This window comes from Thermostichus sp. MS-CIW-15 (assembly GCF_054060575.1).
In genome coordinates, this window is sequence record NZ_JBSSDI010000001.1 from 62,727 (window position 1) to 86,309 (window position 23,583).

Below are 23,583 nucleotides of genomic sequence, written 5' to 3' on the forward strand. Positions count from 1 at the left end.
ACTATGAAGAGAGATTAACGGGATCCAAAGCCAGCATACCGCGATTTCCGGCCTCCCTAGCTTGCTTCTGGCATTTCTTCTCCCAATTGTCTCCATCGACACTTCCTGGTTTCAAGAAAGCTTGGCGCTGGAGGTGAGCACCAATCGTAGGCGAGCGTGGATGAGGCTTAAGTCGGCCAAGCCCAGGTCGATCTCGCCGTCGATGACGATCCCGGTGTTGATCAGCCGATCCAACAGTTCCAGCAGGGATCCCTCGCCGTGGGGTTGGCCGGGGTAGTAGTCCCCCTGGCGGGGCAAGAGAGAGCCCAGATCCCCCAGATCTAGGTTGAGCTCTGCCGGGTCGATCTCCAGCAGGGCGCAGAGTTGCCGAATTTGCTGCCGCAGGGCCTGGAGGCTGCTGCCGGCCCGCTCGATTTGCTCGGCAGAAAGGCGGTTGGCCTCCATCTGTCGCACCACTTGCGCTTCCATCAACTGCCGCAGCAGCTCCACCAAGGTCAGCACCAGCGAGGCCAAACCGGCTTCCGGGCGTTTCCGGCCAGGGGTGAGCCGGGCCCGGCTCAAGTCTTCCGGGCTGGCCGGGCTGATAGCAAGGCGGGGGGAAGGAGCAGCCAACCACTGCTCAAAGGGCTGGAAGAGCTGTTCCAGGCTAAGCAAATGGAGGTGGGGATCCCGCGCCGCCTCTTGCCGCTCTTCGGGCAGGTTGTAGCCCCAGGCAGCCAAAAACAAGAGCACCTGCTCCAGGTCCGGCACCCTTTGCACCTGGCGCAGCGTCTGCAGGCGATCCTCGACAAACCAGAGTTCCTCAGGCGCTACCTGGGTCGCTGCTAGCAGCCGCCGGAGGGTGGTGGCCTTGGGGGCGCGCACCTCCTTGCCCAGGATACGGTGGCGCGGCAGTTGGATCCCTTCGCGGAGCAAAAGCTGCTGGATAAACCGCCCCTCCTTGGTGCTGAGAATGGCCAGGCGGGGCTCGCCAGCAGCCTGGATCTGGCGCATCCAAGCCGCCACTCCCGGATAAAAGCGGTGCAGCCCCAGCCAGCCCTGCAGATCTTCTTCGATCCAGCGATCCCGCACCTCATCCAGCCTTTGGGCTAAAGCCTGCTCGGAGATCCCCGCTCCCTGCAACAACCGCTGCCGCCAGCCGGGCCAGTCTTGGCGCAAAGCGTCTTCGGGGATCCCTTGCTGCAGCCCCCACAGCAGCAGGGGCATCTCCCAGCCGGTCTCGATCAGCGGGCGCAGGCGGTCGAAGGCAGGGCGCAACGACTCCAACTGGGCAGGAGCAAGGCCCCACACCTGGGCGCAGACCCGACAGGAAGAGGCAAAATACTCCGCCCGCCCGTCGCAGAGCACACCATCAAAATCCAGAGCCAAAATGCGGGGGGACATTCGCCGGGGCCTAGCGAACTCCATACCTGAGTCCCCCATAGAGCAAGTTGCAAAAATGGGGCCAGAGGCCAAGTTAATTTAACCAAACTGTTTTGCCGGATTGGCCCAACCTAGTTCGATTCCGAGATGCGAACAGACTTGATCTCCACCGGCTTGAGGGGACGATCCTGCGGGCCGGTGGGTGCAGTAGCAATTTTATCCAACACGTCCTCCCCCTCGATTAGTTGCCCAAAGATGGTGTAGTTGGGCGGCAGGGGATAGTCGGCATGCATGATAAAAAACTGGCTGCCGTTGGTGTTGGGGCCGGCATTGGCCATGGCCAAGGTTCCTCGCGTGTAGGGGCGCTGCACCGGCTCATCGGGAAAGCGGTACCCCGGCCCGCCTCGCCCCGTGCCGGTGGGATCCCCGCCCTGAATCATGAAGCCCCGAATGACACGGTGAAAGATGACGCCATCGTAGAAGTGATCCCGGGCCAAAAAGACAAAATTGTTGACGGCAAGGGGAGCTTCCTGCGGGAACAGCTCCAAAACCATCGTGCCGGCGGTGGTCTCCAGCGTGGCCGTGTAGGACTTGGCCGGGTCGATCACCATGGGGGGAGGACTGTTGTAGGTTTTCACGGTTTTGCCCAACTGTTGTGCCAGGAGCAAATCGTAAGAAGAATGCGGGCGGGCCAGAGCCGAAACAACGCCGGATCCCACCCAAAGCAGCACTGCCAGCAAAGCCAGCTTGAACAGGTGGGTGATGCCAGAGGGCACGCGCACGTTTCTTGCCAGAAAGCTCCGCCCCTATCCTACCAGGATCCGTCCGGCCTTACTCATCCCCCGACCGGAATGGGGATTTGGCCCGCCGCACCAGCCAGTAGCTAACGGAGAGGGCTAGCGTTGCCGCTGCCAGCCCAATGAGATCTAGACCCCCCAGCTTCTCAAAATCAAAAATAATGATCTTGCGCGCCACCGCGATCAAAGAGGTAACAATCACCAGCTCCACCTGCACCACCTGCTTTTGCAAGTAGGCGGTAATGTTCTCCAGAATCTCCAGCGCGATCAGGATATTCAAAAAAAGGCCGAAAATCTCGATCAAAGTAGTGGAGAAAAACCCGGTTGGCTCCCGCAGCAGATCGGCCACCAGGAAGCGGGCCAAATCCACCACGGCCACCACAATCAGGCCGATCATCAAGATGGAAAGCAGCTTCGAGATCAGGCTTTCGATGCGGGTGATGGCCCGCAAAAAGGGATCCTCCTCTTCGGTTTCGTGAGGATTGTGCAACAGCCACTTGAGAAACCGCATCGACAACCCTTCCCCCCTGCGTCCGGGATCCCATTATCTGCCCTAACCGTTAGCTGGAAGAGATCCCTTGGGGCGACGGTTGCGACACCGCTCAGAACAGTATTTCACCTCTGACCAACAGTCGGCCCACTTCTTGCGCCAGGTGAAGGGCCTGCCGCAGGTGAGACAGATTTTGCTGGGCAAATCCGACTTTTTTCGGTGGCGGGGCATAGCGCGCTAGAAACGACAACTCTTGAATTAACCCCAATGCCCTAGCCTGTGTTCTGCAACTGCAGGGCTTGCGGCCGGGAACGGCTGCGCAAAGCAGCCTCGATCAGCCCCAAAAAGAGGGGATGGGGACGGTTGGGGCGGGAGCGAAACTCGGGATGGAATTGGGTGGCGATGAAAAAGGGGTGGCTGGGCAGCTCGATAATTTCCACCAGGCGGTTATCGGGCGAGACACCACTAATCACGTAGCCGGACTCGAGGAATAGGCTGCGGTAGGCGTTGTTGAACTCATAGCGATGGCGGTGGCGCTCATAAACAATTGTCTCACCGTAGAGCTTGGCCGCCAGGGTGTCGGGCAGAATGCGGCAGGGGTAGAGGCCCAGGCGTAGGGTTCCCCCCAAATGTTCCACATCTTTTTGCTCTGGCAACAGGCTGATGACGGGGTGGGGGGTGTCGGGATCGAACTCATAGCTGTTGGCCCGCTCCAGGCCGGCAATGTTGCATCCCCAGTCGATCACCGCACACTGCATGCCCAAACACAGCCCCAGAAAGGGAATGCCCCGCTCGCGCACGTAGCGAATGGTGGCCACCTTGCCCTCGATGCCGCGGCTGCCAAACCCACCCGGCACCACCACGCCGTCTACATCGGCCAGCAGGGCTTCTGGCCCCCGCTCCTCGACTTCCTCAGAAGAGATCCAGCGCAAAGTAACGCCGGCATTGAGAGCCAGGCCCGCATGGCGCAGGGCTTCCGCTACCGAGAGGTAGGCGTCGGTAAGGCGCACGTATTTGCCGACAATGGCGATCTCCACTTGCTCTTGAGGGTGGTGCAGCCGCTGCACCAGGAGCTCCCACTCGCGCAGATCCGGCTGCTGCGGCTCCAGGTTGAGGATCTGCAAAACCCGCTGCGCCAACCCTTCCTGCTCCAGCACCAAGGGCACATCGTAGATGCTGGGGGCATCCTGGGCCTGGATAACACATTCCACCGGCACGTCGCAAAACTCGGAGATCTTCTCCTTGATGCTGCGGGGCAAGGGCTGCTCGCAGCGGCACACCAACACATCTGGCTGAATCCCAATCGAGCGCAGCTCCTTGACTGAGTGCTGAGTGGGCTTGGTTTTCATTTCCCCCGCCGCCTTGATGAGAGGCACCAGGGTAACATGCACATAGGCCACATTGGCCCGGCCCACATCTTTGCGAAATTGGCGGATGGCCTCCAAAAAGGGCAGAGACTCGATATCCCCCACCGTGCCCCCCACCTCCACCAGCACCACGTCGGGGTTGGTCTCGCGGGCCACCCGCCGGATGCGCTCTTTGATCTCCTGGGTAACATGGGGGATCACCTGCACCGTGCTGCCTTGGTAATCCCCCCGCCGCTCTTTGTAGATCACCGCCTGGTAGATGGCGCCGGTGGTGACGTTGTTGAGCTTGGACATGTTGGTGTCGGTGAAGCGCTCGTAGTGGCCCAAGTCCAAGTCTGTCTCGGCGCCATCGTCGGTGACGAACACTTCCCCATGCTGGTAGGGGCTCATGGTGCCGGGATCCACATTGATGTAGGGATCCAGCTTCAAAATCGACACGGTGTAGTTGCGGGACTTGAGCAGACGCCCCAAGCTGGCTGCCACGATCCCCTTGCCAATGCTGGAGACGACTCCGCCGGTGATGAAGACAAACTTGGCCATACCCCCGATCCCTTGCCCTCTTCTGATTATGCCAGGGATCCCAGGGCTTCCTTAGGGCCGAGAGCGGATGGGGCCGTTGTAGAGGATGGTGGTCTGGAAGGTGCGCCGATCCACCCGCACCTGGGTTTCGATGCTGGGCTGGACGAAGCCGGGCTCGCCGCCGCGGAAGGTGAAGATCCAGGCATCTTCCAACTCTTCAAAGGGCGCGTCGATGGCCGCCCCGTGCATGGCAGCTTCGGCGCGGTAGCGCTGCAAGCCCCCGTTGGCAATTTCAGCCGCTTGGCGGGCCAAGTTCTTGGCCCGGTTGAGATCGCGGAAGTAGCGGCTGATTTCCTCAAAAGTCCCCGTCGGCAGCGGCCTTGGCCGGGGGGGTGTGGGCGGCACAGGCCGCGGATCTGGCACAATCGGCAGAGTGGGAATATCCTGGCTAGGGGGCAGCGGCTCGACTGGAATCGGGGTTCTGGCAGGTTCTGGAAAAAGGGGGGTGACCACCTGCGCCTGGGCAGAAGGCAGGAATCCCCAGATTACAACGCCGCCCAGGCAGAGACGGAAAATGGACTTCATAGAGCCATGCCGATGTGAATTTTTCAATCCCCACTCTACTGAGCCTCTAGTTAGGAAAGTAGAGGCAAAAGCCCGGACTCTTTTTCCACCAGCAGCTAGGCACGTGGGTTGTCTGCGCAACCGGCTTTGTCCTCCCCTGGCGCCTGTTAGCATCCTGAAACGGGATCCTTTGCAGAAGTTGCCATGGAGTTTGTTACACTTGCCAAGACGGGGCTCCGGCTGAGCCGCGTGGGGTTGGGCACCTGGAGCATGACCGGGGATTGGTGGGGGCCGGCGGATCCCCAGGAGGCCTATGCCACCCTCCGCAAGGCCATTGACCTAGGGATTACCCTCTTTGACACGGCTCCGGCCTACGGCCGCGGCCTTTCGGAAGAGCTTTTGGGACGGGCCATCCGGGATGCCGGCTGCCGGGATCGAGTGGCAATCGCCACCAAGGCCGGCCTGCAGTGGATAAACGGCAAGGTGGTGCGCAACTGCAGCCTAAGTTGGCTAGCTCAGGATCTGGAAAACTCCCTCCGCCGCCTGCAGACGGATGTGATCGACATCTACCAGGTGCATTGGCCGGATCCCTTGGAGCCCCTGGAGGAGACGGCTGCCTTTTTCGGCCGCCTACTCCAGGAAGGAAAGATCCGCGCCATTGGGGTGAGCAACTTTTCTCCAGAGCAGATGGAGCGCTTCCGCCAGGTGGCTGTATTCTCCCTGATCACGATAGTTGGGACTTTCGTATCTGAGATGACACTTTTGCCGGGGTTGAGTGCCTAAACTAACTCCATAACCCTAGTAATTCTAATGATGCCGGTACTTTCAGAACTTGCCCGCAGCCAGGGTATTGATTATTTCCTGATCTCATTTACGGATTTGTTTGGCACGCAGCGCTCCAAGTTGGTGCCTGCTTCAGCAATTGACCGCATGGCCGATGGGCAGGCAGGTTTTGCGGGATTTGCTACGTGGTTGGATTTGACCCCTGCGGATGCGGATGTGTTTGCCCAGCCGGATCGCCAGCGCCTATTCCAATTACCTTGGCAACCAGAGGTGGGGTGGATGCCTGCGGATTTGATTCAGGCCAACGGGGAGCCTTTGGAACAAACGCCACGCTGGGTGCTGAAAAAGGTGTTGGCGCAGGCAGAACGCCTGGGTTTCCGGGTCAAGACGGGGGTGGAATGTGAGTTTATGCTCCTATCCCCTACGGAGTGGGCCATTTCCGATGGGCAGGATTGCCAAGCCAAGCCGTGCTACGACCAGCAAAGCCTGATGCGTCGTTTTGCGGTGATTCGGGGTATCTGCGATGGGATGCAAAAGCTGGGTTGGCATCCCTACCAGAGCGACCACGAGGATGCTAACGGGCAGTTTGAAATGAATTGGTTATTTGACGATGCGCTGGTTACCGCCGACCGTCATGCCTTTTTCAAATACATGGTGAAAAGCATTGCGGAACGGCACGGCTATCGGGCGACGTTCATGCCCAAGCCATTTCCCCATCTGACGGGCAATGGTTGCCATACCCATCTGTCGGTTTGGGATGTGACCGGGACAACCAATTTGTTTGCCGATGCCAAAGGGGAACTGGGTCTCTCGTCGCTGGCGTATTACTTTATCGGCGGGGTGCTGTACCATGCTCCGGCGTTGTGTGCCCTGACCAACCCGACGGTGAATTCCTATCGCCGTCTCCATGCGCCGCCTACGGCTTCGGGGGCCACCTGGGCACCTGCCACGATTAGCTACAGCGGCAACAACCGCACCCACCTGATTCGCATCCCTGAGCCGGGTCGGTTTGAGTTGCGTTTGGCTGATGGTGCGGCTAACCCCTATCTCCTGGCGGCGGGTCTGATTGCAGCGGGGCTGGATGGGATTTGTCACCAGCGTCACCCTGGTACTCGTTGCGACAACAATACCTACACCGACCCGATTCCCGGATTGCCGACTCTGCCTACGTCCCTAATAGAAGCGCTGGAACATTTGGATCGCAGTGCCATGTTTCGGGCGGCTTTGGGGGATGCTTTCGTTGATGCTTACGTGAAGTTGAAAAAACAGCAATGGCAGGAGTACAGCCGCCAGATTACTCCCTGGGAACGAGAAACAACCCTGGACTGCTAAAGGGTTGCCTAGGATACGATGGCAACGGCAATGTTTGTCTAAAATTACCGGGAAATATGTTGACTCCAAGGGGCTTTTATGGCGGGTATGTCAGCCAATCGTACTGTGGAAGCGTGGCCATGTGATCCCCACCGTCTGATTCCAGCAGAAGTGCTCAAGCAACTCCATGTGCGCTCCGACCGGGCGGGATGGGTGCAATTACTGATGCACCTAGCAGTTATGGGGGTCAGTGGGAGTCTGTGGTGGACCCAGATGGGATGGCGCTGGTGGGTTGCCCTGCCTGCGTTGGTGGTTTACGGAACCAGTTTGGCGACCATGTTTGCGGCGTTGCACGAATGCGTCCATCGCACGGCTTTTGCCAGCCCCAAAATCAACGACGGTGTTGCTTGGTTTGCAGGGTTGCTGTCGTTTTATAACAGTACCTTTTACCGCTACTACCACACGTGGCATCATCGCTACACGCAAATTCCCGGCAAGGACCCGGAGCTGGAGGATGGCAAGCCCCAGAATTGGCGGCAGTATCTGCTGGAACTCAGTGGTATTCCCTGGTGGATCGGCAAGCTCAAGACGTACTTTTACCTGGCGACAGGACAACTGCAGCGATACCCTTACGTTCCCGAAGCGGCACGGGCAGAGGTGATCCGCTCGGTGCGGTGGCAGTTGGCTGTTTATGCCCTGGGGATGGCTATCTGGGTAGGGACGGGCTGGCCTGGGTTCCTGGTACTGTGGTTATGGCCTTTGGCGGTAGGGCAACCGATTTTGCGCTTTATTCTGCTGGCGGAACACACGGGCTGTAGCCAGGATGAGAATCCTTTGACCAACACCCGCACGACGCTTACGCTTTGGCCGGTGCGGTTACTCATGTGGAATATGCCCTACCATGCGGAGCACCATCTGTACCCTTCGCTGCCTTTCCATGCACTGGCTCAGGCTCATGCCTACCTGCGGCCCCATCTGGCACACGTGGAGGCGGGATACCTGAGGGTGCATTATCAGATCATCCAATCCTTGACCGGATGAGGACCCAGTTCTGGCAGTTGGAGCATTTTGAGCTACAGTGTGGCGTCTGTTTACCCCGGGTGACGCTGGCCTATGCCACCTACGGTCAGCTTTCTCCCCGGCGGGATAACTTGGTGCTGTACCCCACGTCCTTCGGAGCGCACCATTCGGATATTGATTGGCTCATTGCCCCCGATGGCATTCTCGACCCGGAACGCTGGTTTATTGTCATTCCCAATATGCTGGGCAATGGCTGTTCGACTTCGCCCAGTAATGACCCCAACTGTGGGCTGCGGGAAGATGGCTTTTGGTTTAGCCACTGGGACAATGTGCGACTGCAAGAGAGTCTCGTGCGGCAGCATTTCGGGGTTGAGCGGATTGCCCTCATCTACGGCTGGTCTATGGGGGCGCAGCAGGCCTATCACTGGGGGGCGCTGTTTCCAGAGCGGGTAGAACGGATTGCGGCTCTGTGCGGTACGGCTAAAACTACGGTTCACAACCGGCTGTTCTTGGAAAGTTTACGGGCGGCGCTGACAGCGGATGCGGCTTGGAATGGGCGGCGGTTTGTGGGGGTACCTGACCGGGGGTTTCGGGCTTTTGCCTACATCTACGCCAGTTGGGCGGTATCCCAGCCGTTTTTTAGCCAGAGGCTCTATGAGGGGTTGGGGTATGCCTCGCTGGAAGACTACCTGGTTCGTGGTTGGGAGGCCAATTATCGCCGCCGTGATCCCCATGATTTGCTGGCGATGCTCGAAACCTGGATTCGCTGTGATGTCAGTGATAACCCCATTTACCAGGGCGACTACCAGGCGGCTCTCAGAAGCATTCGTGCCCATACGTTGGTCATGGCCGGGCAAACCGATCTCTATTTCACCCCCGCAGACTGTCGGGCCGAGGCGGAATACATCCCCAATGCGATGTACAAAGAGATTCCTTCCCTGTGGGGGCATCGAGCCGGTAATCCCTACCAAAATCCGGTAGATGCGGCATTTATTCGGGATGCCATCCAGGAACTCATCCACTGTTCCTGAGTAAGGGCAGTGCAACAAATGCTACAACAGGAGTAAGATACTCTTGTCAGCGGTACCGGAGCGGGGCACCCTGATACTGACAACCGCAAGGGGAGGCGAAACCATGAAGCGGGTTTTGGCGATTATTCTAGGCGGCGGTGCTGGAACACGGCTGTATCCCTTGACCAAATTACGGGCAAAACCTGCTGTACCCCTAGCTGGGAAATACCGTTTGATTGATATTCCTGTCAGCAATTGCATTAATTCAGAGGTGCATAAAATCTAGGTTTTGACCCAGTTCAATTCCGCTTCGGGAACGTAAGGGTATCGCTGCAGTTGTCCTGTCGCCAGGTAAAAGTACGTCTTGAGCTTGCCGATCCACCAGGGAATACCACTGAGTTCCAGCAGATACTGCCGCCAATTCTGGGGCTTGCCATCCTCTAGCTCCGGGTCCTTGCCGGGACCCCTACACACGGCCCAGCCGCCCTATAACCTGTTTGAGCGCCAGATCGAAGCAGATGTCCTGCCCTACTGCCAGGCCAACGGCATTGCCACGCTAATCTACAGTCCCCTCTGCCGGGGGCTGTTGGGGGGAAGGCTGACTCCGCAAACCAAGTTTCCGCCTGGAGATCTGCGCGGCGGCATCGATCCCAAGTTTGCAGAGCCTCGCTACTCCCACTACTTGCAAGCAGCGGAAGAGCTGAGCCGGCTGGCGCGAGAGCGCTACGGCAAAACCCTGCCCCAGTTGGCGGTGCGCTGGCTCTTGGATCAGCCGGGAGTAAGTGCAATCCTGTGGGGAGCGCGCAAGCGCCAGCAGTTGGAGGACCTAGCCGGCGTGTGGGGCTGGTCGCTGGAGGCGGAGGCAATGCAGGCCATCGACGCGATCCTGCAAAGGCATGTCCCCGAACCCATCCCCCCCAGCTTCATGGCCCCCCCTGCCCGTGCTGCCTAGAGCAAGGAGTGGGGGGTAAGGCTGTCCAATGGCGCTGCAAGGGGTGATCCTAAGCTGGAGCGGTGTGGTGGCCGACGACGAGGGGCTGCACCTCCACGCCATCAACCAAGTGCTGCTGGAGGAGAACCTGCGTCCCTGGGATCTGGGATCCCGGGAGCAAAAGGAGCTCTACCGGCTGCACTATCTGGGCCGACCGGATTGGGAGCGCCTGCCGGCGCTTTGGCAAGCCCAGGGACGGGTGCTCAGCCCCAAGCAACGAGAAGAGTTGTTGCGCCGCAAGGCCCTTTACTATCAACAGGCTCTGCAGGAGCAGAAGGGATCCCTTCTTGTCCCCGGTTTGGCAGAGGCCCTAGAGAAGCTGGAGCGGCTGCAGCTCAAGGTGGGCCTAGTGAGCGGCCACGCCGCTGCTGAGGTGGAGGCTTTTTTGGAGCGCTTCCCCTGTCCAGCTCTGGCGCGGCTGACTCATGACTTTCGCTACCGCGTAACCGGCGAGGCAGGGGATCCCGCCCTATCACCGGGGCAGTTGCACCGTCTGCTTTTAGAGCGGATGGGGCTTTCCCCTCAGGAGTGCTTGAGTTTTGAAGCCACCTACGCCGGCATTCAAGCAGCTCGCTCGCAAGGGATCCCGGTCTTGGCCCTAGCCACCTTCTTCCCGCTGCACATGTTGCAGCGGCGGGCCAACTGGGCGGTGGATGGTTACCCCCAAGTGGAATGGGAGCGCCTCCAAACTTGGTTTGCCACTGGCCAAGACCGTCCTGCCGACCCTCCTGGCAAACCCTTAGCCAAAGGGCAGGGTTCTCCCTAGGGCAGGATCAGCATGCCGTCCCCAAAGGAGTAGAACCGATAACCCTCCCGGATGGCCTCTTGGTAGAGATCCAGCAAACGCTCTCGCCCGATCAAGGCTGCCACCAGCATCATCAGGCTGGAGCGGGGCAGATGAAAGTTGGTGATCAGCCCCTGCACCACCCGCCAGGAGTAGCCGGGGTAGATAAAGAGGTCGCTTTTTCCCTGCCAGGGTTGCAGGGTGCCGCAGAGGGCTGCCGTTTCCAGTGCCCGCACCACCGTTGTCCCCACGGCAATCACCCGCCTTCCCTGGGCCTGGGTTTCGCGAATAGTGGCCACCGTTTCCGCTGGCACCTTGAGCCACTCGCTGTGCAAGCGGTGGTCGGTTACTCGCTCCGCCTCCACCGGGCGGAAGGTGCCCAGGCCGATGTTGAGGGTGATGTAGGCAGTTTGGATCCCCTTTTGGGCCAGCCGCTCCAAGAGCTGGGGGGTAAAATGCAGCCCGGCGGTGGGGGCGGCCACCGAGCCCGGGTGTCTGGCCCAGACCGTTTGATAGTCTTCAGGTCGGACTCCCGCGCTTGTCGGATCAAGGGCGTGGGCAGCTTTCAGATAGGGAGGGAGCGGGATCCGCCCCACCCGCCCCAGGATCTGCTCAAAGGTATCCGCCCCTTCCCAGGTCAACTGCACCACCCGGCCACCCGTCTCCGCGTCCACGGCCAGCACTGTGGCCCCCAGTTCAGCCGGGGATCCCTGGCGATCCCAAAACCGGATTTGATCCCCCACCTTGACCCGTTTGCCTGGCCTAACCAAGACCCGCCAGATTTGCTCCTGCTTGGAGGTGTTGGCCGGGATGGGCTCCAGCAGCAAAACCTCCACCCGTGCCCCGGAAGCGTCCTTTCCCGGCAAAACCTTAGCCCCCCATAGCCGGGCTGGGATTACCTTGGTGTCGTTGAGAACCAGCAGATCCCCGGCCTGCAGGTAGTCGGGGAGGTCGCAGAAGCGGCGGTGCTCGTGCCTATCTGGGTACACCACCAGCATTCGCGCCTGATCCCGTGGCTCCACAGGGGCTTGCGCGATCCGCTCAGGGGGCAGGGAGTAGTCGTAGCTAGCCGTTAGGAGATCCGGGTTGAGCTCTCCAACGCTCCCTGGAAGAAGCTGGCCGGGTTCGGCTTGGCCAGCAGAAGCAGCCAGTAGGAAAGAATGGCTCATGGACAAACACAGCAGCACGCCTCCAGCATAGCCGACGGATGCCGGTTGCCAGAGGCTTTGTCCGGGAGGGATTGGGGGGAGGGTGTGCCACCTAGACCTTGGCCACCACCACCCGCTGGGGTTGATCCTGGTACTTGCCCTGGCGGTCGGCGTAGGTGGTCTGGCAGGGATCCCCTTCCAAGAAGAGGAGCTGCACCACCCCTTCATTGGCATACACGCGGCAGTCGGCGCTGGAAGCGTTGGAGAACTCCAAGGTGAGATAGCCCCGCCACCCCGCCTCGGCTGGGGTGAGGTTGGCGATCAGCCCTACCCGCGCGTAGGAGGACTTGCCAATGCAGATGACGGTGATGTTATCCGGGACTTGCAGCCGTTCTAGGGAGACGCCCAGGCCGTAGGAGTGGGCGGGGATGATGAAGTAGTCCCCCATCTCGTCGTGGTGCAGCTCCACAGGTTCCAGGTTTTTGGGGTTAAACCGCTTGGGATCCACCACCGTGCCGGGCACGTGGCGGAAGATCTTGAACTCCACCGGTGACAGGCGAATGTCGTAGCCGTAGGACGAGAGCCCGTAGCTCAAGACGGGCCGCATTTGGCCGTTCCACTCCACGCGGCGCACCAGCTCAGGACAAAACGGCTCGATCATCCCCCGTTGCGCTTGCTCGTAGATCCAGCGGTCGTTTTTTAACATGGCTGCAACAGGCTGCCCGACAGGCCAGAGAGTTTGGAGAAGAGAGCGCAGTCGCTGCTGGCAAGGCTACGAGCTGCTGACCCGCTAGGGATCCATTCTCGGCGGGGGGCCGCCCTCTGGGGAAGGAGGAACGAGGACTGGATCCCGCCGTGGACGTAGCTGGGTGATCAGATCGGCGCGCTCCAGGAGAGAATCCGGCATCTCCGGCCCGGTGATCACCATGTCCATCCAGACTGGGCGCTGATCGATCAAATCCAGCACCTGCGCCTCCGGGATCAGGCCCAGCTTGATGGCCAGGCCCAACTCGTCTAGCACCACCAAGCCATAACGGCCACTCCTGACCGCCTCCTGAGTAAATTGCCACAGCTCGTCCAGAGCCACCCGCTCCTCCGGCTCCAGGTGAGGCGTATCGATGCAGCGGTGCAGACGACAGCGGGCCCACTCCAGCGAGCTGCCCAGCAAAAGACGATTTTCCGGCCCCTGGTTGATCCCGCCCTTGAGAAATTGCACGATCAACACCCGCGTCCCCTGGCCGGCCAAGCGCAGTGCCTGAGCCATCACAGGAGTGAACATGCCCCGGCTGGGATGGGTGTAGAGCTGCAGGGATCCCTGGGGGATCAGCTGGGCAGAAAAGGCTCCGTCCCGCTGGAAAAAGCGGTCGCCGGCAGCAGGGTTGGCCTGGGCTGCAGGCTGTTTGATGCGGGCAACAGGAACGGCATCCTTGGGGGAGGGCATAGGATTGGGTGAGGCAGTGCGAACCACGGTTTTATCTCGTGAGGGGGCTAGGGGACAAGGCCCTTGGTCTGGGCGGCTTTGCCGAGGAACAAAAGCCCTATCCGTCACCGTTGCGGAGACGCGAAGGAGAGCCACAAGCAACTACCGCCTGCCAAGGCAAACGGCAACTGATGGGACGCAAGGCTTACAAGTGGTGGAAAACATTGACTACGGATTCCATGAAACACCACCTGTGCCTATTCGTCAACGAGTCAGTTCTGTTTCCCGTCGACACACAAATCGCCCCGAATACGGTGTTAGAAAGTATAATCCTTGCCCATCCTAGCTTTTTGCCAGGCGGAGGCGATGGGCGAGAAGAAAAGCTTTTGGATGAGATCTTAATAAAACTTCCGCCGAGGTGTAAAAGCTTAAGCGTCTAGCCATCTTGCTTAATCACGAAAATGTGCCCCAAAAAGATGCAAGCAAAAGATCACTTTTTCTAGATAAGATTAACTCTCAATACATGAGAAGGCCAATGACGGCGGCTTGCTCAACTCAATAGAAAAGAGACTTGAGGCGTCCCAGGAGCCTTGCTCGGCATAGACTATAGACTAATCCGCTTGATTGGAAGTCGAAGAACTTGTGTGCATTCCAAAGTAGTTCATTTGAGAAAGGTTGCGACCACAGAGCCAGAAGGTCTACTTTCTTAGGTCGATAAACGCAGATTGTTTACTGCCGTCATAAAGATGGTCTTTTGATAAGGTCTATCAGGATCGGCGGTTAATTGGAAAATAATGTAAAACTTATTGCAAGACCAATTTTTCGCACAGTTGGTTGTTTGATAGTTTTTCTGTTGAATTAAACTTCAGTATTTCTATATAGATTGCGTCGCTGTTTCCTGATCAAATGAATGGGAATTTCTATTGGGTTTTTGCCAACTTTATGAGGGTTCTGTAGGCAAGCAGGATCGCTGCAGACAAGGAACGGATCCGTAGCGGCTCCCGTCAGGGTTGCCGGAAAAAGCTGGGGTTGGATCCCATTTGAAGCCGGTCACTCCGCGCTCCAGATCCTTGGGTACCGATGTTGCCGGGATCCTATGGCGCAAGGGGGGCAAGGCTCTTTCTTCTCTGAGAAGCCTCCTTTAGTCTCAGAAAAGTAAGTAGAACCTTGGGGCTCTGCCTCAAGGGGCTGTCTAGGGGTGGCTTGACAACGCCTCTACGAGTTCGTTTGTGGACTGCGCCTTCAGGCAGAGGGAGTGTCAAGCTGATTAAAAGCTGATTAAAAAGTAGCCAGAAAGCAGATGGGGATCCGACGCTCGAGCCGTACATCAAAAGAACCGTATCCTGCTGCCGGAAGAGTTGTCTTGGTTTGCCGCTAGCGACTTAGGTTGGAGAAAAAACCCAAGCCATTGTGAACCCGGGGTAGGCGCCGCCGAGATCTCGTTGTATTGGGATCAGTCTCGCCGTCGGCTAGTCCGATCTCTGGCTCCAGATTGACGGCTTCTTCCCCCAGCACCAGTGTGGAAGAGCGGCCTCCATCTAGGTTCAAAGCGTGGCGACAGCCCAACTGCCGCAACAACTGCGCCATCTCCAACAGGGTGAGCCCTTGGTTTTCCTGGGCATTGCCGGCGGCCACCAGGAGCAGATCCCTGTTGTCCGGTTGCCCCTGCCGCAGACAGATGGCGCTGCGGGCAGCCTGTTGCCGGCGGAAGAGAGGCTGAAACCCCTCCAATTCGGCATCCAGGACCACCTGGCCGTCCAAGAGCAAGAGCGGCCCTGCCCCCAGAATGTGGGGGTAGGCTTCCAGCTCCAGCGGATCCACCGTCCAGTCCAGCCGGAGGCGATCTCCTGGGATCAGCTTGCCGGCTTCTAGAGCGCCCTCTAGCCCTCGTGCTGCCAGTATGTAGCCTTTGGGAGGGATCGGCACCGTCACTTTGCCGGCAACGCCTGCCGACAGGATCTGCTGCAGCCGGTCTTCTTGCACAATGAGGAGAACTTCGTCGTCCGTCTGGGTGGTGTAGGTGGATCCCCAATCAGGGGTGTACTGGGCGATCCCGGGCAGGATGTAGCCGCTGTTGATGCCGACCAAGGGGATCCGATCCCCCAAGTCGTTGCGCAGCTCTATTTGCATCCGCAGGCGGGCAAAGCGCACCGGCTCCAAGCCAGGGGGAGAATTGGCGGCGTCAAACCAGGCAATCGCCCCTCGGCCCAAGATGGGGCTGGAGATCCAGCGGCCTTCCAGGCGAATGGCCCCCAGCGGCTGGCGGGTATTGCGGTTAAAGAAGCCGCCGTTGATAGCAGCCACCGCTCCCCGTTCGCGGCTAAAAGCGGGCAGCTCCCCCAGGCCCACTAGACTGGCAGGGTCGGCCCAAATGGGGCGCAACTGGCCGGCGGCTAGGGAAACTGCCACGACGGAAACCAGGATCCGTCGATCCTCCAGCCAAACCATCCTTTGGTACAAAGGGATCCCCTCTACTACCCGCACAGGCTGCCCGTTGAGGAGCGTCTGGGCAGGGACAGGTAGGTTGCTGAGCAAGAGGAGAGCTGCCCCCGCCCAGGCCACAGCTTTGGACCAAGAGACCCACCTTGCCGGCACCACCCAAGGCGCCAAGTTGGGAAACTGCATCTGGCAGGAAGAGGGCAAGTTTTTGGCTTTGAGCAAGCTTGGCAGCTCCTATCCGCCGGCGGCAAAAGTGGCCATCAAAATCAAAGACAGCAGAATGCCCGGAAAAAGCAGCAGCACCAAGGTCAAAAACTCAGAAAGGGTCATGGGCTGAAGACGAGAAGAAGAGGCAGAGGCTACAGCTCCTAACCTAGCGATTCCGGCATCCCTTCCCATCCTCCCTTTGGGATCCCTTAACAGTTCTGAGGCTTTTCCCACCCCCTTCTGCCAGCGATATCCTGGCAAAGGGGAAGTCATCTTCGAGAGCTCTGATGGGCATCCAAGGCAGACGCATAGCCGTCGAACCCGACCACCTCCGACCCTGGTTAAAAGAGGCAGTCCTGGCGGGGGGTGGCGAACTGGTGCCGCTGGCGGAAGCGGAGGCTCTGGTGTGGGCCGATGCCTTTGACGTGCCCAAGCTCAAGCAGTGTCTTGCCGAAGGAAAGGGGATCCGCTGGGTGCAGTTGCCCTGGGCGGGCGTGGAGCCTTTTGCCCAGGCAGGGATCCTGGATCCCGCCTATGTGTGGACCTGCGGCAAGGGGGTCTATGCCCAAGCGGTGGCCGAGCATGCCCTGGCCCTCACCTTGGCCGGCCTGCGGGATCTCAAGCACCGCGCTCTGGCCCAGACTTGGCAGCCGGGATCCGGCACCAGCCTCTGGGGCAGCCGCGTGGTCATCTTCGGGGCGGGGGGCATTGCCCAGGCCCTGATCCGCTTGTTGCAGCCCTTCCAGTGTTCCGTTGAGGTGGTGCGGCGCAGGGCGGATCCCTTGCCGGGAGCCAGCCGGGTGGTGACGTTGGCGGAGCGGCAGGCAGTGCTGGCAGGAGCGGATGTGGTGATCCTGGCCTTGGCCCTCACCCCCGAGACAGAGGGGATCATCGCCTGGCCAGAGCTGGAGCAGATGGGATCCGGCTGTTGGTTGGTCAATGTGGCGCGCGGCAAACATATCGTCACCCCTGACCTGGTGGCCGCCTTGCAGGAGGGGATCATCCGGGGTGCCGCCCTGGATGTTACGGATCCAGAACCGCTGCCCGATGGACATCCCCTCTGGCGCTTGCCCAATTGCCTAATTACCCCCCACACGGCCATCACCGACGCCATGATTGTCCCTGCCCTCTCCGAGCGGGTGCGGGAAAATGTGAGCCGCTTTCGGCTGGGAGAACCCTTGCTGGGGGTGGTGGATCCGGTTCTAGGTTACTGAGCCCTCACCCTCTCCCGAGGGAAGCAGGGATCTAGGACTCGATGGGAATAGGATCCTGGGGAGGAGCCATCTCCTGGACGCGGGCGGCGATGGCCTCGGCCATCTCCTGGGTGCCCACAGGCTCCCCTTGCGCCAGGTCATAGGTGACGTATTTGCCTTCGGCAATGACCGACTGCACTGCCGCTTCTACCCTCGCGGCGGCTTCCCGCTCGCCCAGGTAGCGCAACATCATGGCCCCGGAGAGGATGAGGGCAGAGGGGTTGACCTTATTTTGGCCGGCATACTTGGGCGCTGAGCCGTGGATAGCCTCAAAAACCGCAATGCCATCGCCGATGTTGGCCCCTGGCGCCACCCCCAGCCCGCCGATCATCCCGGCGCACAGGTCGGAGATAATATCCCCATAAAGATTGGTGAGCACCAGCACATCGTAGAGCTGGGGCTTTTGCATCAGTTGCAGGCACATGTTGTCGACAATGAGATCTTCAAACTCGATGTCGGGGTACTCCTGGGCCACCTCCCGTGCCACCTGCAAAAACAGGCCGTCGGTAAACTTCATGATGTTGGCTTTGTGAACGGCCGTTACCTTTTTGCGGCCATTCTGGCGGGCGTATTCGAAGGCAAACTTGACAATGCGACGGCTGCCAAACTCCGAAATGGGTTTGATGCCAATGGCAGATCCCTCGCGGATGAACTTGCCAGAAAGACGCATCATCTCTTCGCGAGCGTGGGCTGCTTCGGGGGTGCCTCGCTCGAACTCGATCCCGGCGTAGAGATCCTCGGTGTTTTCCCGCACCACCACCAGGTCAATGTCTTGAAAGGGGCTTTTGATGCCGGGGAGGGACTTGGCCGGGCGCAGGTTGGCGTAGAGATCCAGCTCTTTGCGGATGGCTACATTGACTGAGCGAAAGCCCGTGCCTACAGGGGTGCCGATGGGCCCTTTGATGGCCACTCTGGTTTCCCGGATGGACTCCAACACCTGCGGTGGCAAAGGCGTGCCGTATTTCTCAATCACCTCTACCCCTGCTTCTACTCGGATCCACTCCAAGTCCACCCCGGTGGCCTCCAGGACTGTGGTCATTGCCCTGGTTACTTCCGGGCCAATGCCATCGCCGGGGATCAACGTTACACGATAGGCCACAAATCCTTCTCCTCCCAGGATTGACGCTGGCAGCTTGACGGGATCCCGCCTAGCGCCGGCCTTTGAGCCCGTGGGGGATCCCTGAGCTTAAACGAAGCTTAAACGACTATAAAACAGGTTGGGGCCATCCAACGCCAAGCTGCGGCAAAACTGCCGCCCCTAGAGGATCCGCAGCGGATCCACATCGAGGCTGACGCGAATCCCCTGGGGAATATGTCCAAGGGCGCGGCGCAGGTGGGTATCGATCTGGGCGCGATCCCAGGGCTGATCGGGAAGCTGTTTGAGGAGGATCTGCCAGCGGTAGCGGCCGGCAACCCGCTCCACTCGGGCCGGTCCTGGCCCCAACACCTCCGCCGGGATCCCTTGCAGGCCCTCAGCTAGGCGGCTGCAGTAGCGCTCTAACGCCTCCAGGCGGCTGCTGCTCAGGCGAATTAAAATCAACGCCCGGTAGGGCGGGTAGCCCCCCTCTTGGCGTTGGCGCAGCTCGGCCTGGACAAAGCCCTCGTAGTTGTGGGCCAGCACCGCTTGCAAGATGGGGTGCTCTGGCAAATAGGTCTGGATAATGGCCTGGCCTGGCAAGGATCCGCGGCCTGCCCGGCCCGCCACCTGGGTCAGCAGTTGAAAGGTGCGCTCGCCAGCGCGGTAGTCAGGCTGGTGCAGCAGCCCGTCGGCGGCTACCACCCCCACCAGCGTCACCTGGGGGATGTCCAGCCCTTTGGTGAGCATCTGGGTGCCCACCAGCACCTGGGCCTTGCCGCTGCGAAACTGCTCCAGCAAATCCCGGTGGGATCCCTTACGGCGGGTGGCGTCGCTGTCGTAGCGCAAAATCGCCACCTGCGGCCAGTGCTGCTGCAGCACCTCCACCACCTTCTGGGTGCCGGTGCCGAAGTGCTTGAGGTAGGGCGAGCCGCAGGCAGGACAGTGCTGGGGGTGGGGTTGGCGGGCGCCGCAGTAGTGGCAGCGCAGCTCCTGCCCGCCCTCCAGGTGAAAGGTAAGGGAGACGTCGCAGTGGGCGCAGGTGAGGACAAAGCCGCAACTGCGGCACAAGACAAAGGTACTGTGCCCCCGCCGGGGGACAAAGAGGATGGCCTGTTCCCCCCTCTTCAAAGTCTCGTGCAAAGCTTGATGCAGGCGGCGGCTGAGAATGCTGCGGTTGCCCGCCTGCAGCTCCTGGCGCATGTCCACCAGCTCCAGCCGGGGCAGGGTGGCCGGGATCCCCGCCTGGGGGATGCGCTGCGGCAAAGGGAGACGAACCCAGCGCTGCGGATCCTGCAGGTGGACCGCATAGGTTTCCACTGCCGGTGTGGCGCTGCCCAGAACTAGGGGACAGTTGGCTAGCTCAGCCCGCCACTCCGCCACCTGACGGGCGTGGTAGCAGGGCTGGGGCTGATCCTGCTTGAAGCTGTCGTCGTGCTCCTCGTCCAGAACGATGAGGCCCAGGTTGGCCAAGGGGGCAAACACCGCCGAGCGGGTGCCGATCACCACCTGGGGGACAGCAACCAACATCTGCCGCCAGAGGTCGTAGCGCTCGCCGGCTGAGAGGCCGCTGTGGTAGGTCCACACGCGGGATCCCAGCCGCGCCCGAAAGCGATCCGTCAGTTGCGGGGTAAGGCCGATCTCCGGCACCAGCACCAAGGCTGACCGCCCCTGCTGCAGCACCTGGGCAATGACTTGCAGGTACACCTCTGTCTTGCCGGAGCCGGTGACCCCATGCAGCAGAAAGCGTTGGTTTCGCCCCAGGGCTTGCTGGATGGCCGCCACTGCCTCGGCCTGGGCTGGCGTCAGAGGCTTGGGCAAATCTTTCTCCACAGGCCGCTCGGCCTCTCCCAGCCGCAGCAAGGGTCGCTCGTAGAGGTGCACCCGGCCTTTGCGGGCTAGGCTCTGCAGCACTGACCGGCTCACCCCCGCCAGGCGCTCCCACTCGACCAGCAGCAGCTCCCCCCCCTTTTGCTTGAGGATCTGCAGCGCTTTCTGCTGGGGCAAGCTCAGCCCCTCCAGCGAGTCCTCCACCAAGGTGGCCGCCTGTTGGGTTTTCACCCTGCCCCCCTGCTGCTCCTGCCAGAAGCTTTCCACCCAACCCCGCCGCTGCAGCTCCCGCAGAGCGACCTCGGCGCCAGGCACCTGCTGCTGGAGGTAACGCCAAGACAGCTCCCCTCCCTTCTCCCGCAGCAGCCGCAGCAAAGCCTGGGCAGCCGGCGAACATTCCCCTGGCGGGGATCCAACCAGGCGGATCCGCCGCTGGGAGCGGCTCAGCAAGCCCGGCGGCAAAACGGTGCGCACCACCTGGGCTAGGGGGGTGAGGTAGTAGTTGGCTACCCGCTGCAGCAGAGGCCAGAAATCCTTGGGCAGGATGCCTTTGGCCACCACCGCTTCAATCTCTCGCACCGACTGGGGATCTACTCCTGTCGGCAACTCCGAGCGCCAGCCCAGAGCCACCGCCCCCGCCACCTGTTGGCCAAAGGGAACGCTGAGGAGATCGCCCGCTTCTGGCTCCCATCCCTCTGGCACGCGGTAGGTGAAGCAGCCCCCCAAGTGGGGATGATCCACCCACACCTCCAGCCAGCGGGGAGGAGCAGGCTGCGCCACCGGATCCCTCACGGTCGGGGCAAGAACCGCGGCAGATCCACTGCCCGCTTATCAGGGCGAGCCAGCAAAGGCCGGGACTGTTCGCGTAAGCGGGACGGAGTCCATAGGGCAGACTTGGGCTTGGCGGCCTGGAGCGAAGCGAGAGACTCAGACCGTGTTGGCGTGTCGGCAGCATTGGGAGCCGCTGCACCAGCGCGAGGCGGGATGTCTATTCCCTTGCGCTCCAAAGCCGTCTTCAGGCTGAGCAGGTGCATCTGCTGCTGCTCGTACTTCTCTCTCAGGGAGCGGTTTTCTTCGGCGAGGGCGGCGCGTTCCGCCTGCAGGGCCCTCACCTGCCCCTCCAAGGCCTCTGTTTGCTCCTGCAGATGGGTGACGGCGATCTGGGCAGAGCGCAATTGCGATTGCCAGGTGGGTTGGTCGGCAAGCTGGGCCAGAGCTGCTTGGAGCCGCTGCTCCAGATCGCCGAGGCGCTGCTGGGCCTGGGCGTACCGTTCCTCCAGACGGCGGTGCTCCTGCTGCCAATGGGCAATTTCCGCCTGCGCTTGGGCGAGGGCAGCTTGCAGCGCTTCGACCTGGGCTTGCCACTGCTGTTGCTGCTCCCGGGAGTCCTGACGCCATTGCTCTTGCTGAGCTTGCAAAGCGGCCAGTTGCGCCTGGGCATCGGCCAGCGCCGCTTCCAATTCCTGCCGTTGTTCCTGCCAGCGCTGCTCCGCTTCCGCCTCTGTCTCGGCATAGCCCGCCAGACGCGCCTCGAGATGTTCCCGCTGTTCTTGCCAGGCTGCCCGTTGGTCGTTGTACAGAGCCCGCAGGCTGTTCAGCTCCGCCTGAGTTTCTGCAATTTGGGTGCGGGCCAACGAAAGCTCTGCCTTGAAACGCTGCAACATCTCCACCCGTTTTTCCGCCAGGTCTTGAGCTTCCACCAGAGAAGCCTGTAGCTCCTGCTGACGGTGTTCCCACTGACGGCGCTCCTGAGCATGGGCCAGCCGTAGCTGCTCGATCTGCTCCTGTAGGGCTTCGATATCTTGGCGCTGCCGCTCGTTGAGGCGTTGCCGCGCCGCCAGCTGAGCTTCCTGCTCCGAGAGCTGAACTTTTTGCTCTGTCAAAGTCTGTTGCAACTGGCGCAGGGCATGTTCCCGCTCCTGCAGCGCCTTTTCTTGCTCGGCCACCTTCTGGCGCAGGGCTCGGCATTCGGCTTCCCAAGCAGCGTCTGCAGGCGTTTGGGCTTTCAATTGCAAGAGCTCTATCTGCTGTTGCTGCTTGCGAGACTGCAGTTCCCTCTCGGCCAGTTGACTGTGCAGCGCCTCTACTTCAGCTTGTAGCTTTTCCTGAAGGGCACGCCGCTCCTGCAGCTCCGCTTCGGCTTCGAGTAGCCGAGCCTCCAACTGCTGCCGCTGCCTCAGGGCCGAATGCCGCTCTGGATTGGGATCCGATTCCGTTCGCGTAAGCGGGACGGAGTCCTTGGCCGACTGGCCGGCTTGAGCTTCGGGAAAGGTGGGATCCGAGTCGCCTGAGGAGGGAGCACGCATAGGTTAAAGCGAAGATGAAGAAGGGGAGGTACAGGATAAAGTTCCCTGCAGTATAGAGAAGTTTTCCGGTGGGTTCAAGCCAGGGGAGGGATCTTGTAAGGTTTCTTTCCGATTCCGAGGCCTGTTGGCCGCCCTTCTTGTCTTGGGGGCTCCTCATCAGGGAGTTGAGCTGGCAGCGGAACCTCTGTTTGGCCGTTTTTTCGCCAGAAGACGTCTCCCTTCCCCCCAGAGGTCAGCTGCGGCCTGGGGTTGCCTTGAGAGCTTGCTACGATTGCCCCCCTTGCTTCACCCGCAGTACACACTATCGCTGCCCGGGATCCCTCCAGCCTGCCACCACCAATAGTTTGCACCATTTTTTATTTAGTTGCACCCTATAATTCGGCGGCGTTTTAGAGCATCTTTGTCCAATGGCAGGGGCCCTTCGCCCAGGGATCGGCGCAGATCTGCAAGGGATTGAGGCAGCGTCAGCTAGAAGCCGCAGGAGCCCCGCTCCGTACCCCCTTCCCCCCGTATACGGGGAAAGGGGGGCGACCATGGCCGGGTTGCCTCACGGCGGCTCAGATACCTCCCGCAAGGCGGGGATCCCATGGCCGAAGCCGTCTCCTCCGGTCGGAGGGAAGGAGTGACCATTTGCTGGGCCTCGGATGCTATCAGGCCAATGGAGCTTAGCGGACTCGAACCGCTGACCCCTTCAATGCCATTGAAGTGCTCTACCAACTGAGCTAAAGCCCCAAGATGCAGCCTTCCGGCAAGAGCCTAGGCAATTGATTTATGCCCGCTCCAGACTACAATTTTAGCCTGTAGAAGCTGCTTTGGCGGTGAAAAGTACGGGAATCTATCCTAAATAGACGGGAGATCCTTGTCAAGAGTTGGGTTGGAGCGTCCACTTGCAAAAGTGGAGATTGGA

At 60.4% G+C, this 23,583-nt stretch carries 20 protein-coding genes, 1 tRNA gene and 1 pseudogene; 8 read left to right on the forward strand and 14 right to left on the reverse strand.

Translation table 11 applies throughout. The annotated features are described in order from the left end of the window. Positions 1 to 111: 111 nt before the first annotated feature. The 6 genes from gvpJ to ACVW0R_RS00330 all read right to left on the reverse strand — a co-directional run bounded on the left by gvpJ (position 112) and on the right by ACVW0R_RS00330 (position 5,120). Positions 112 to 1,383 (reverse strand): gas vesicle protein GvpJ, encoded by a 1,272-nt coding sequence (gvpJ, locus tag ACVW0R_RS00305; RefSeq protein ID WP_228375199.1) that lies wholly within the window; start codon positions 1,381 to 1,383, stop codon positions 112 to 114. A 110-nt stretch (positions 1,384 to 1,493) separates the two neighbouring features. After that, complete coding sequence (locus tag ACVW0R_RS00310) at positions 1,494 to 1,973, reverse strand: peptidylprolyl isomerase (protein ID WP_011430327.1); 480 nt, start codon at positions 1,971 to 1,973, stop codon at positions 1,494 to 1,496. A gap of 220 nt (positions 1,974 to 2,193) precedes the next feature. Next, complete coding sequence (locus tag ACVW0R_RS00315; RefSeq protein WP_457501450.1) at positions 2,194 to 2,670, reverse strand: phosphate-starvation-inducible PsiE family protein; 477 nt, start codon at positions 2,668 to 2,670, stop codon at positions 2,194 to 2,196. Positions 2,671 to 2,712: 42 nt separating this feature from the next. Next, positions 2,713 to 2,880 carry a DUF2256 domain-containing protein gene (locus ACVW0R_RS00320; RefSeq protein ID WP_071813515.1) on the reverse strand — a complete coding sequence of 56 codons (168 nt, stop codon included), beginning with the start codon at positions 2,878 to 2,880 and terminating at the stop codon, positions 2,713 to 2,715. A 41-nt stretch (positions 2,881 to 2,921) separates the two neighbouring features. Then, a complete protein-coding gene (locus ACVW0R_RS00325) occupies positions 2,922 to 4,556 on the reverse strand; it encodes a CTP synthase (protein ID WP_414388609.1) in 1,635 nt (544 codons plus the stop codon). 51 nt (positions 4,557 to 4,607) lie between these two features. Next, positions 4,608 to 5,120 carry a hypothetical protein gene (locus tag ACVW0R_RS00330; RefSeq protein ID WP_041438337.1) on the reverse strand — a complete coding sequence of 171 codons (513 nt, stop codon included), beginning with the start codon at positions 5,118 to 5,120 and terminating at the stop codon, positions 4,608 to 4,610. 183 nt (positions 5,121 to 5,303) lie between these two features. Between ACVW0R_RS00330 and ACVW0R_RS00335 the strand changes: the two genes are divergently transcribed. The 7 genes and pseudogenes from ACVW0R_RS00335 (at position 5,304) to ACVW0R_RS00365 (ending at position 10,980) form a co-directional block, all read left to right on the forward strand. Beyond that, a complete protein-coding gene (locus tag ACVW0R_RS00335) occupies positions 5,304 to 5,882 on the forward strand; it encodes an aldo/keto reductase (protein WP_240527658.1) in 579 nt (192 codons plus the stop codon). A gap of 27 nt (positions 5,883 to 5,909) precedes the next feature. Further along, positions 5,910 to 7,214 (forward strand): type III glutamate--ammonia ligase, encoded by a 1,305-nt coding sequence (glnT, locus tag ACVW0R_RS00340; protein WP_099812108.1) that lies wholly within the window; start codon positions 5,910 to 5,912, stop codon positions 7,212 to 7,214. Between the two features lie 87 nt (positions 7,215 to 7,301). Further along, entirely contained in the window at positions 7,302 to 8,234 is a 933-nt protein-coding gene (locus tag ACVW0R_RS00345; protein ID WP_099816140.1) for a fatty acid desaturase family protein, read from the forward strand. Further along, complete coding sequence (locus tag ACVW0R_RS00350) at positions 8,231 to 9,244, forward strand: alpha/beta fold hydrolase (RefSeq protein ID WP_457501451.1); 1,014 nt, start codon at positions 8,231 to 8,233, stop codon at positions 9,242 to 9,244. The genes ACVW0R_RS00345 and ACVW0R_RS00350 overlap by 4 nt, the downstream gene beginning before the upstream one ends. A 103-nt stretch (positions 9,245 to 9,347) precedes the next feature. After that, a pseudogene (locus ACVW0R_RS00355) lies at positions 9,348 to 9,506 on the forward strand (sugar phosphate nucleotidyltransferase); the annotation flags it as partial. Between the two features lie 171 nt (positions 9,507 to 9,677). Further along, complete coding sequence (locus ACVW0R_RS00360; protein WP_457501452.1) at positions 9,678 to 10,175, forward strand: aldo/keto reductase; 498 nt, start codon at positions 9,678 to 9,680, stop codon at positions 10,173 to 10,175. 28 nt (positions 10,176 to 10,203) lie between these two features. After that, positions 10,204 to 10,980 (forward strand): HAD family hydrolase, encoded by a 777-nt coding sequence (locus tag ACVW0R_RS00365; RefSeq protein WP_011430321.1) that lies wholly within the window; start codon positions 10,204 to 10,206, stop codon positions 10,978 to 10,980. Here ACVW0R_RS00365 and queA read toward each other — a convergent pair. The 4 genes from queA to ACVW0R_RS00385 form a co-directional block, all read right to left on the reverse strand. Then, entirely contained in the window at positions 10,977 to 12,167 is a 1,191-nt protein-coding gene (queA, locus tag ACVW0R_RS00370; RefSeq protein WP_099835927.1) for a tRNA preQ1(34) S-adenosylmethionine ribosyltransferase-isomerase QueA, read from the reverse strand. The genes ACVW0R_RS00365 and queA overlap by 4 nt on opposite strands. Before the next feature lie 91 nt (positions 12,168 to 12,258). Then, a complete protein-coding gene (gene dcd / locus ACVW0R_RS00375) occupies positions 12,259 to 12,852 on the reverse strand; it encodes a dCTP deaminase (RefSeq protein ID WP_011430319.1) in 594 nt (197 codons plus the stop codon). 84 nt (positions 12,853 to 12,936) lie between these two features. Continuing rightward, entirely contained in the window at positions 12,937 to 13,587 is a 651-nt protein-coding gene (locus ACVW0R_RS00380; protein ID WP_099812110.1) for a cob(I)yrinic acid a,c-diamide adenosyltransferase, read from the reverse strand. A 1,353-nt stretch (positions 13,588 to 14,940) separates the two neighbouring features. Next, positions 14,941 to 16,227: a phosphodiester glycosidase family protein gene (locus tag ACVW0R_RS00385; RefSeq protein WP_240527662.1), complete on the reverse strand. Its 1,287-nt coding sequence runs from the start codon at positions 16,225 to 16,227 to the stop codon at positions 14,941 to 14,943. A 272-nt stretch (positions 16,228 to 16,499) separates the two neighbouring features. Between ACVW0R_RS00385 and ACVW0R_RS00390 the strand changes: the two genes are divergently transcribed. After that, positions 16,500 to 17,426, forward strand: coding sequence for a D-isomer specific 2-hydroxyacid dehydrogenase family protein (locus tag ACVW0R_RS00390; RefSeq protein WP_011430313.1), 927 nt, complete (start codon positions 16,500 to 16,502; stop codon positions 17,424 to 17,426). Positions 17,427 to 17,457: 31 nt separating this feature from the next. On the opposite strand, the gene ACVW0R_RS00395 is transcribed toward ACVW0R_RS00390, so the two are convergent. The 4 genes from ACVW0R_RS00395 to ACVW0R_RS00410 all read right to left on the reverse strand — a co-directional run bounded on the left by ACVW0R_RS00395 (position 17,458) and on the right by ACVW0R_RS00410 (position 23,408). Continuing rightward, positions 17,458 to 18,564, reverse strand: a complete 1,107-nt coding sequence (locus ACVW0R_RS00395; RefSeq protein WP_099812112.1) for an isocitrate/isopropylmalate dehydrogenase family protein — start codon at positions 18,562 to 18,564, stop codon at positions 17,458 to 17,460. 159 nt (positions 18,565 to 18,723) lie between these two features. Further along, positions 18,724 to 21,150, reverse strand: coding sequence for a primosomal protein N' (gene priA, locus ACVW0R_RS00400; protein ID WP_228375198.1), 2,427 nt, complete (start codon positions 21,148 to 21,150; stop codon positions 18,724 to 18,726). Positions 21,151 to 21,158: 8 nt separating this feature from the next. Further along, positions 21,159 to 22,676, reverse strand: coding sequence for a hypothetical protein (locus ACVW0R_RS00405; RefSeq protein ID WP_457501453.1), 1,518 nt, complete (start codon positions 22,674 to 22,676; stop codon positions 21,159 to 21,161). Between the two features lie 659 nt (positions 22,677 to 23,335). Beyond that, positions 23,336 to 23,408: transfer RNA gene (locus tag ACVW0R_RS00410), tRNA-Ala, on the reverse strand. Positions 23,409 to 23,583: the final 175 nt, after the last annotated feature.

Bases quoted from the DNA above. Each gene is read 5' to 3' on its own strand.
- gvpJ (WP_228375199.1), bottom strand. From the start codon at position 1,383: ATGTCCCCCCGCATTTTGGCTCTGGATTTTGATGGTGTGCTCTGCGAC.
- ACVW0R_RS00310 (WP_011430327.1), bottom strand. From the start codon at position 1,973: ATGGTGATCGACCCGGCCAAGTCCTACACGGCCACGCTGGAGACCACC.
- ACVW0R_RS00315 (WP_457501450.1), bottom strand. From the start codon at position 2,670: ATGCGGTTTCTCAAGTGGCTGTTGCACAATCCTCACGAAACCGAAGAG.
- ACVW0R_RS00320 (WP_071813515.1), bottom strand. From the start codon at position 2,880: ATGCCCCGCCACCGAAAAAAGTCGGATTTGCCCAGCAAAATCTGTCTC.
- ACVW0R_RS00325 (WP_414388609.1), bottom strand. From the start codon at position 4,556: ATGGCCAAGTTTGTCTTCATCACCGGCGGAGTCGTCTCCAGCATTGGC.
- ACVW0R_RS00330 (WP_041438337.1), bottom strand. From the start codon at position 5,120: ATGAAGTCCATTTTCCGTCTCTGCCTGGGCGGCGTTGTAATCTGGGGA.
- ACVW0R_RS00335 (WP_240527658.1), top strand. From the start codon at position 5,304: ATGGAGTTTGTTACACTTGCCAAGACGGGGCTCCGGCTGAGCCGCGTG.
- glnT (WP_099812108.1), top strand. From the start codon at position 5,910: ATGATGCCGGTACTTTCAGAACTTGCCCGCAGCCAGGGTATTGATTAT.
- ACVW0R_RS00345 (WP_099816140.1), top strand. From the start codon at position 7,302: ATGTCAGCCAATCGTACTGTGGAAGCGTGGCCATGTGATCCCCACCGT.
- ACVW0R_RS00350 (WP_457501451.1), top strand. From the start codon at position 8,231: ATGAGGACCCAGTTCTGGCAGTTGGAGCATTTTGAGCTACAGTGTGGC.
- ACVW0R_RS00365 (WP_011430321.1), top strand. From the start codon at position 10,204: ATGGCGCTGCAAGGGGTGATCCTAAGCTGGAGCGGTGTGGTGGCCGAC.
- queA (WP_099835927.1), bottom strand. From the start codon at position 12,167: ATGAGCCATTCTTTCCTACTGGCTGCTTCTGCTGGCCAAGCCGAACCC.
- dcd (WP_011430319.1), bottom strand. From the start codon at position 12,852: ATGTTAAAAAACGACCGCTGGATCTACGAGCAAGCGCAACGGGGGATG.
- ACVW0R_RS00380 (WP_099812110.1), bottom strand. From the start codon at position 13,587: ATGCCCTCCCCCAAGGATGCCGTTCCTGTTGCCCGCATCAAACAGCCT.
- ACVW0R_RS00390 (WP_011430313.1), top strand. From the start codon at position 16,500: ATGGGCATCCAAGGCAGACGCATAGCCGTCGAACCCGACCACCTCCGA.
- ACVW0R_RS00405 (WP_457501453.1), bottom strand. From the start codon at position 22,676: ATGCGTGCTCCCTCCTCAGGCGACTCGGATCCCACCTTTCCCGAAGCT.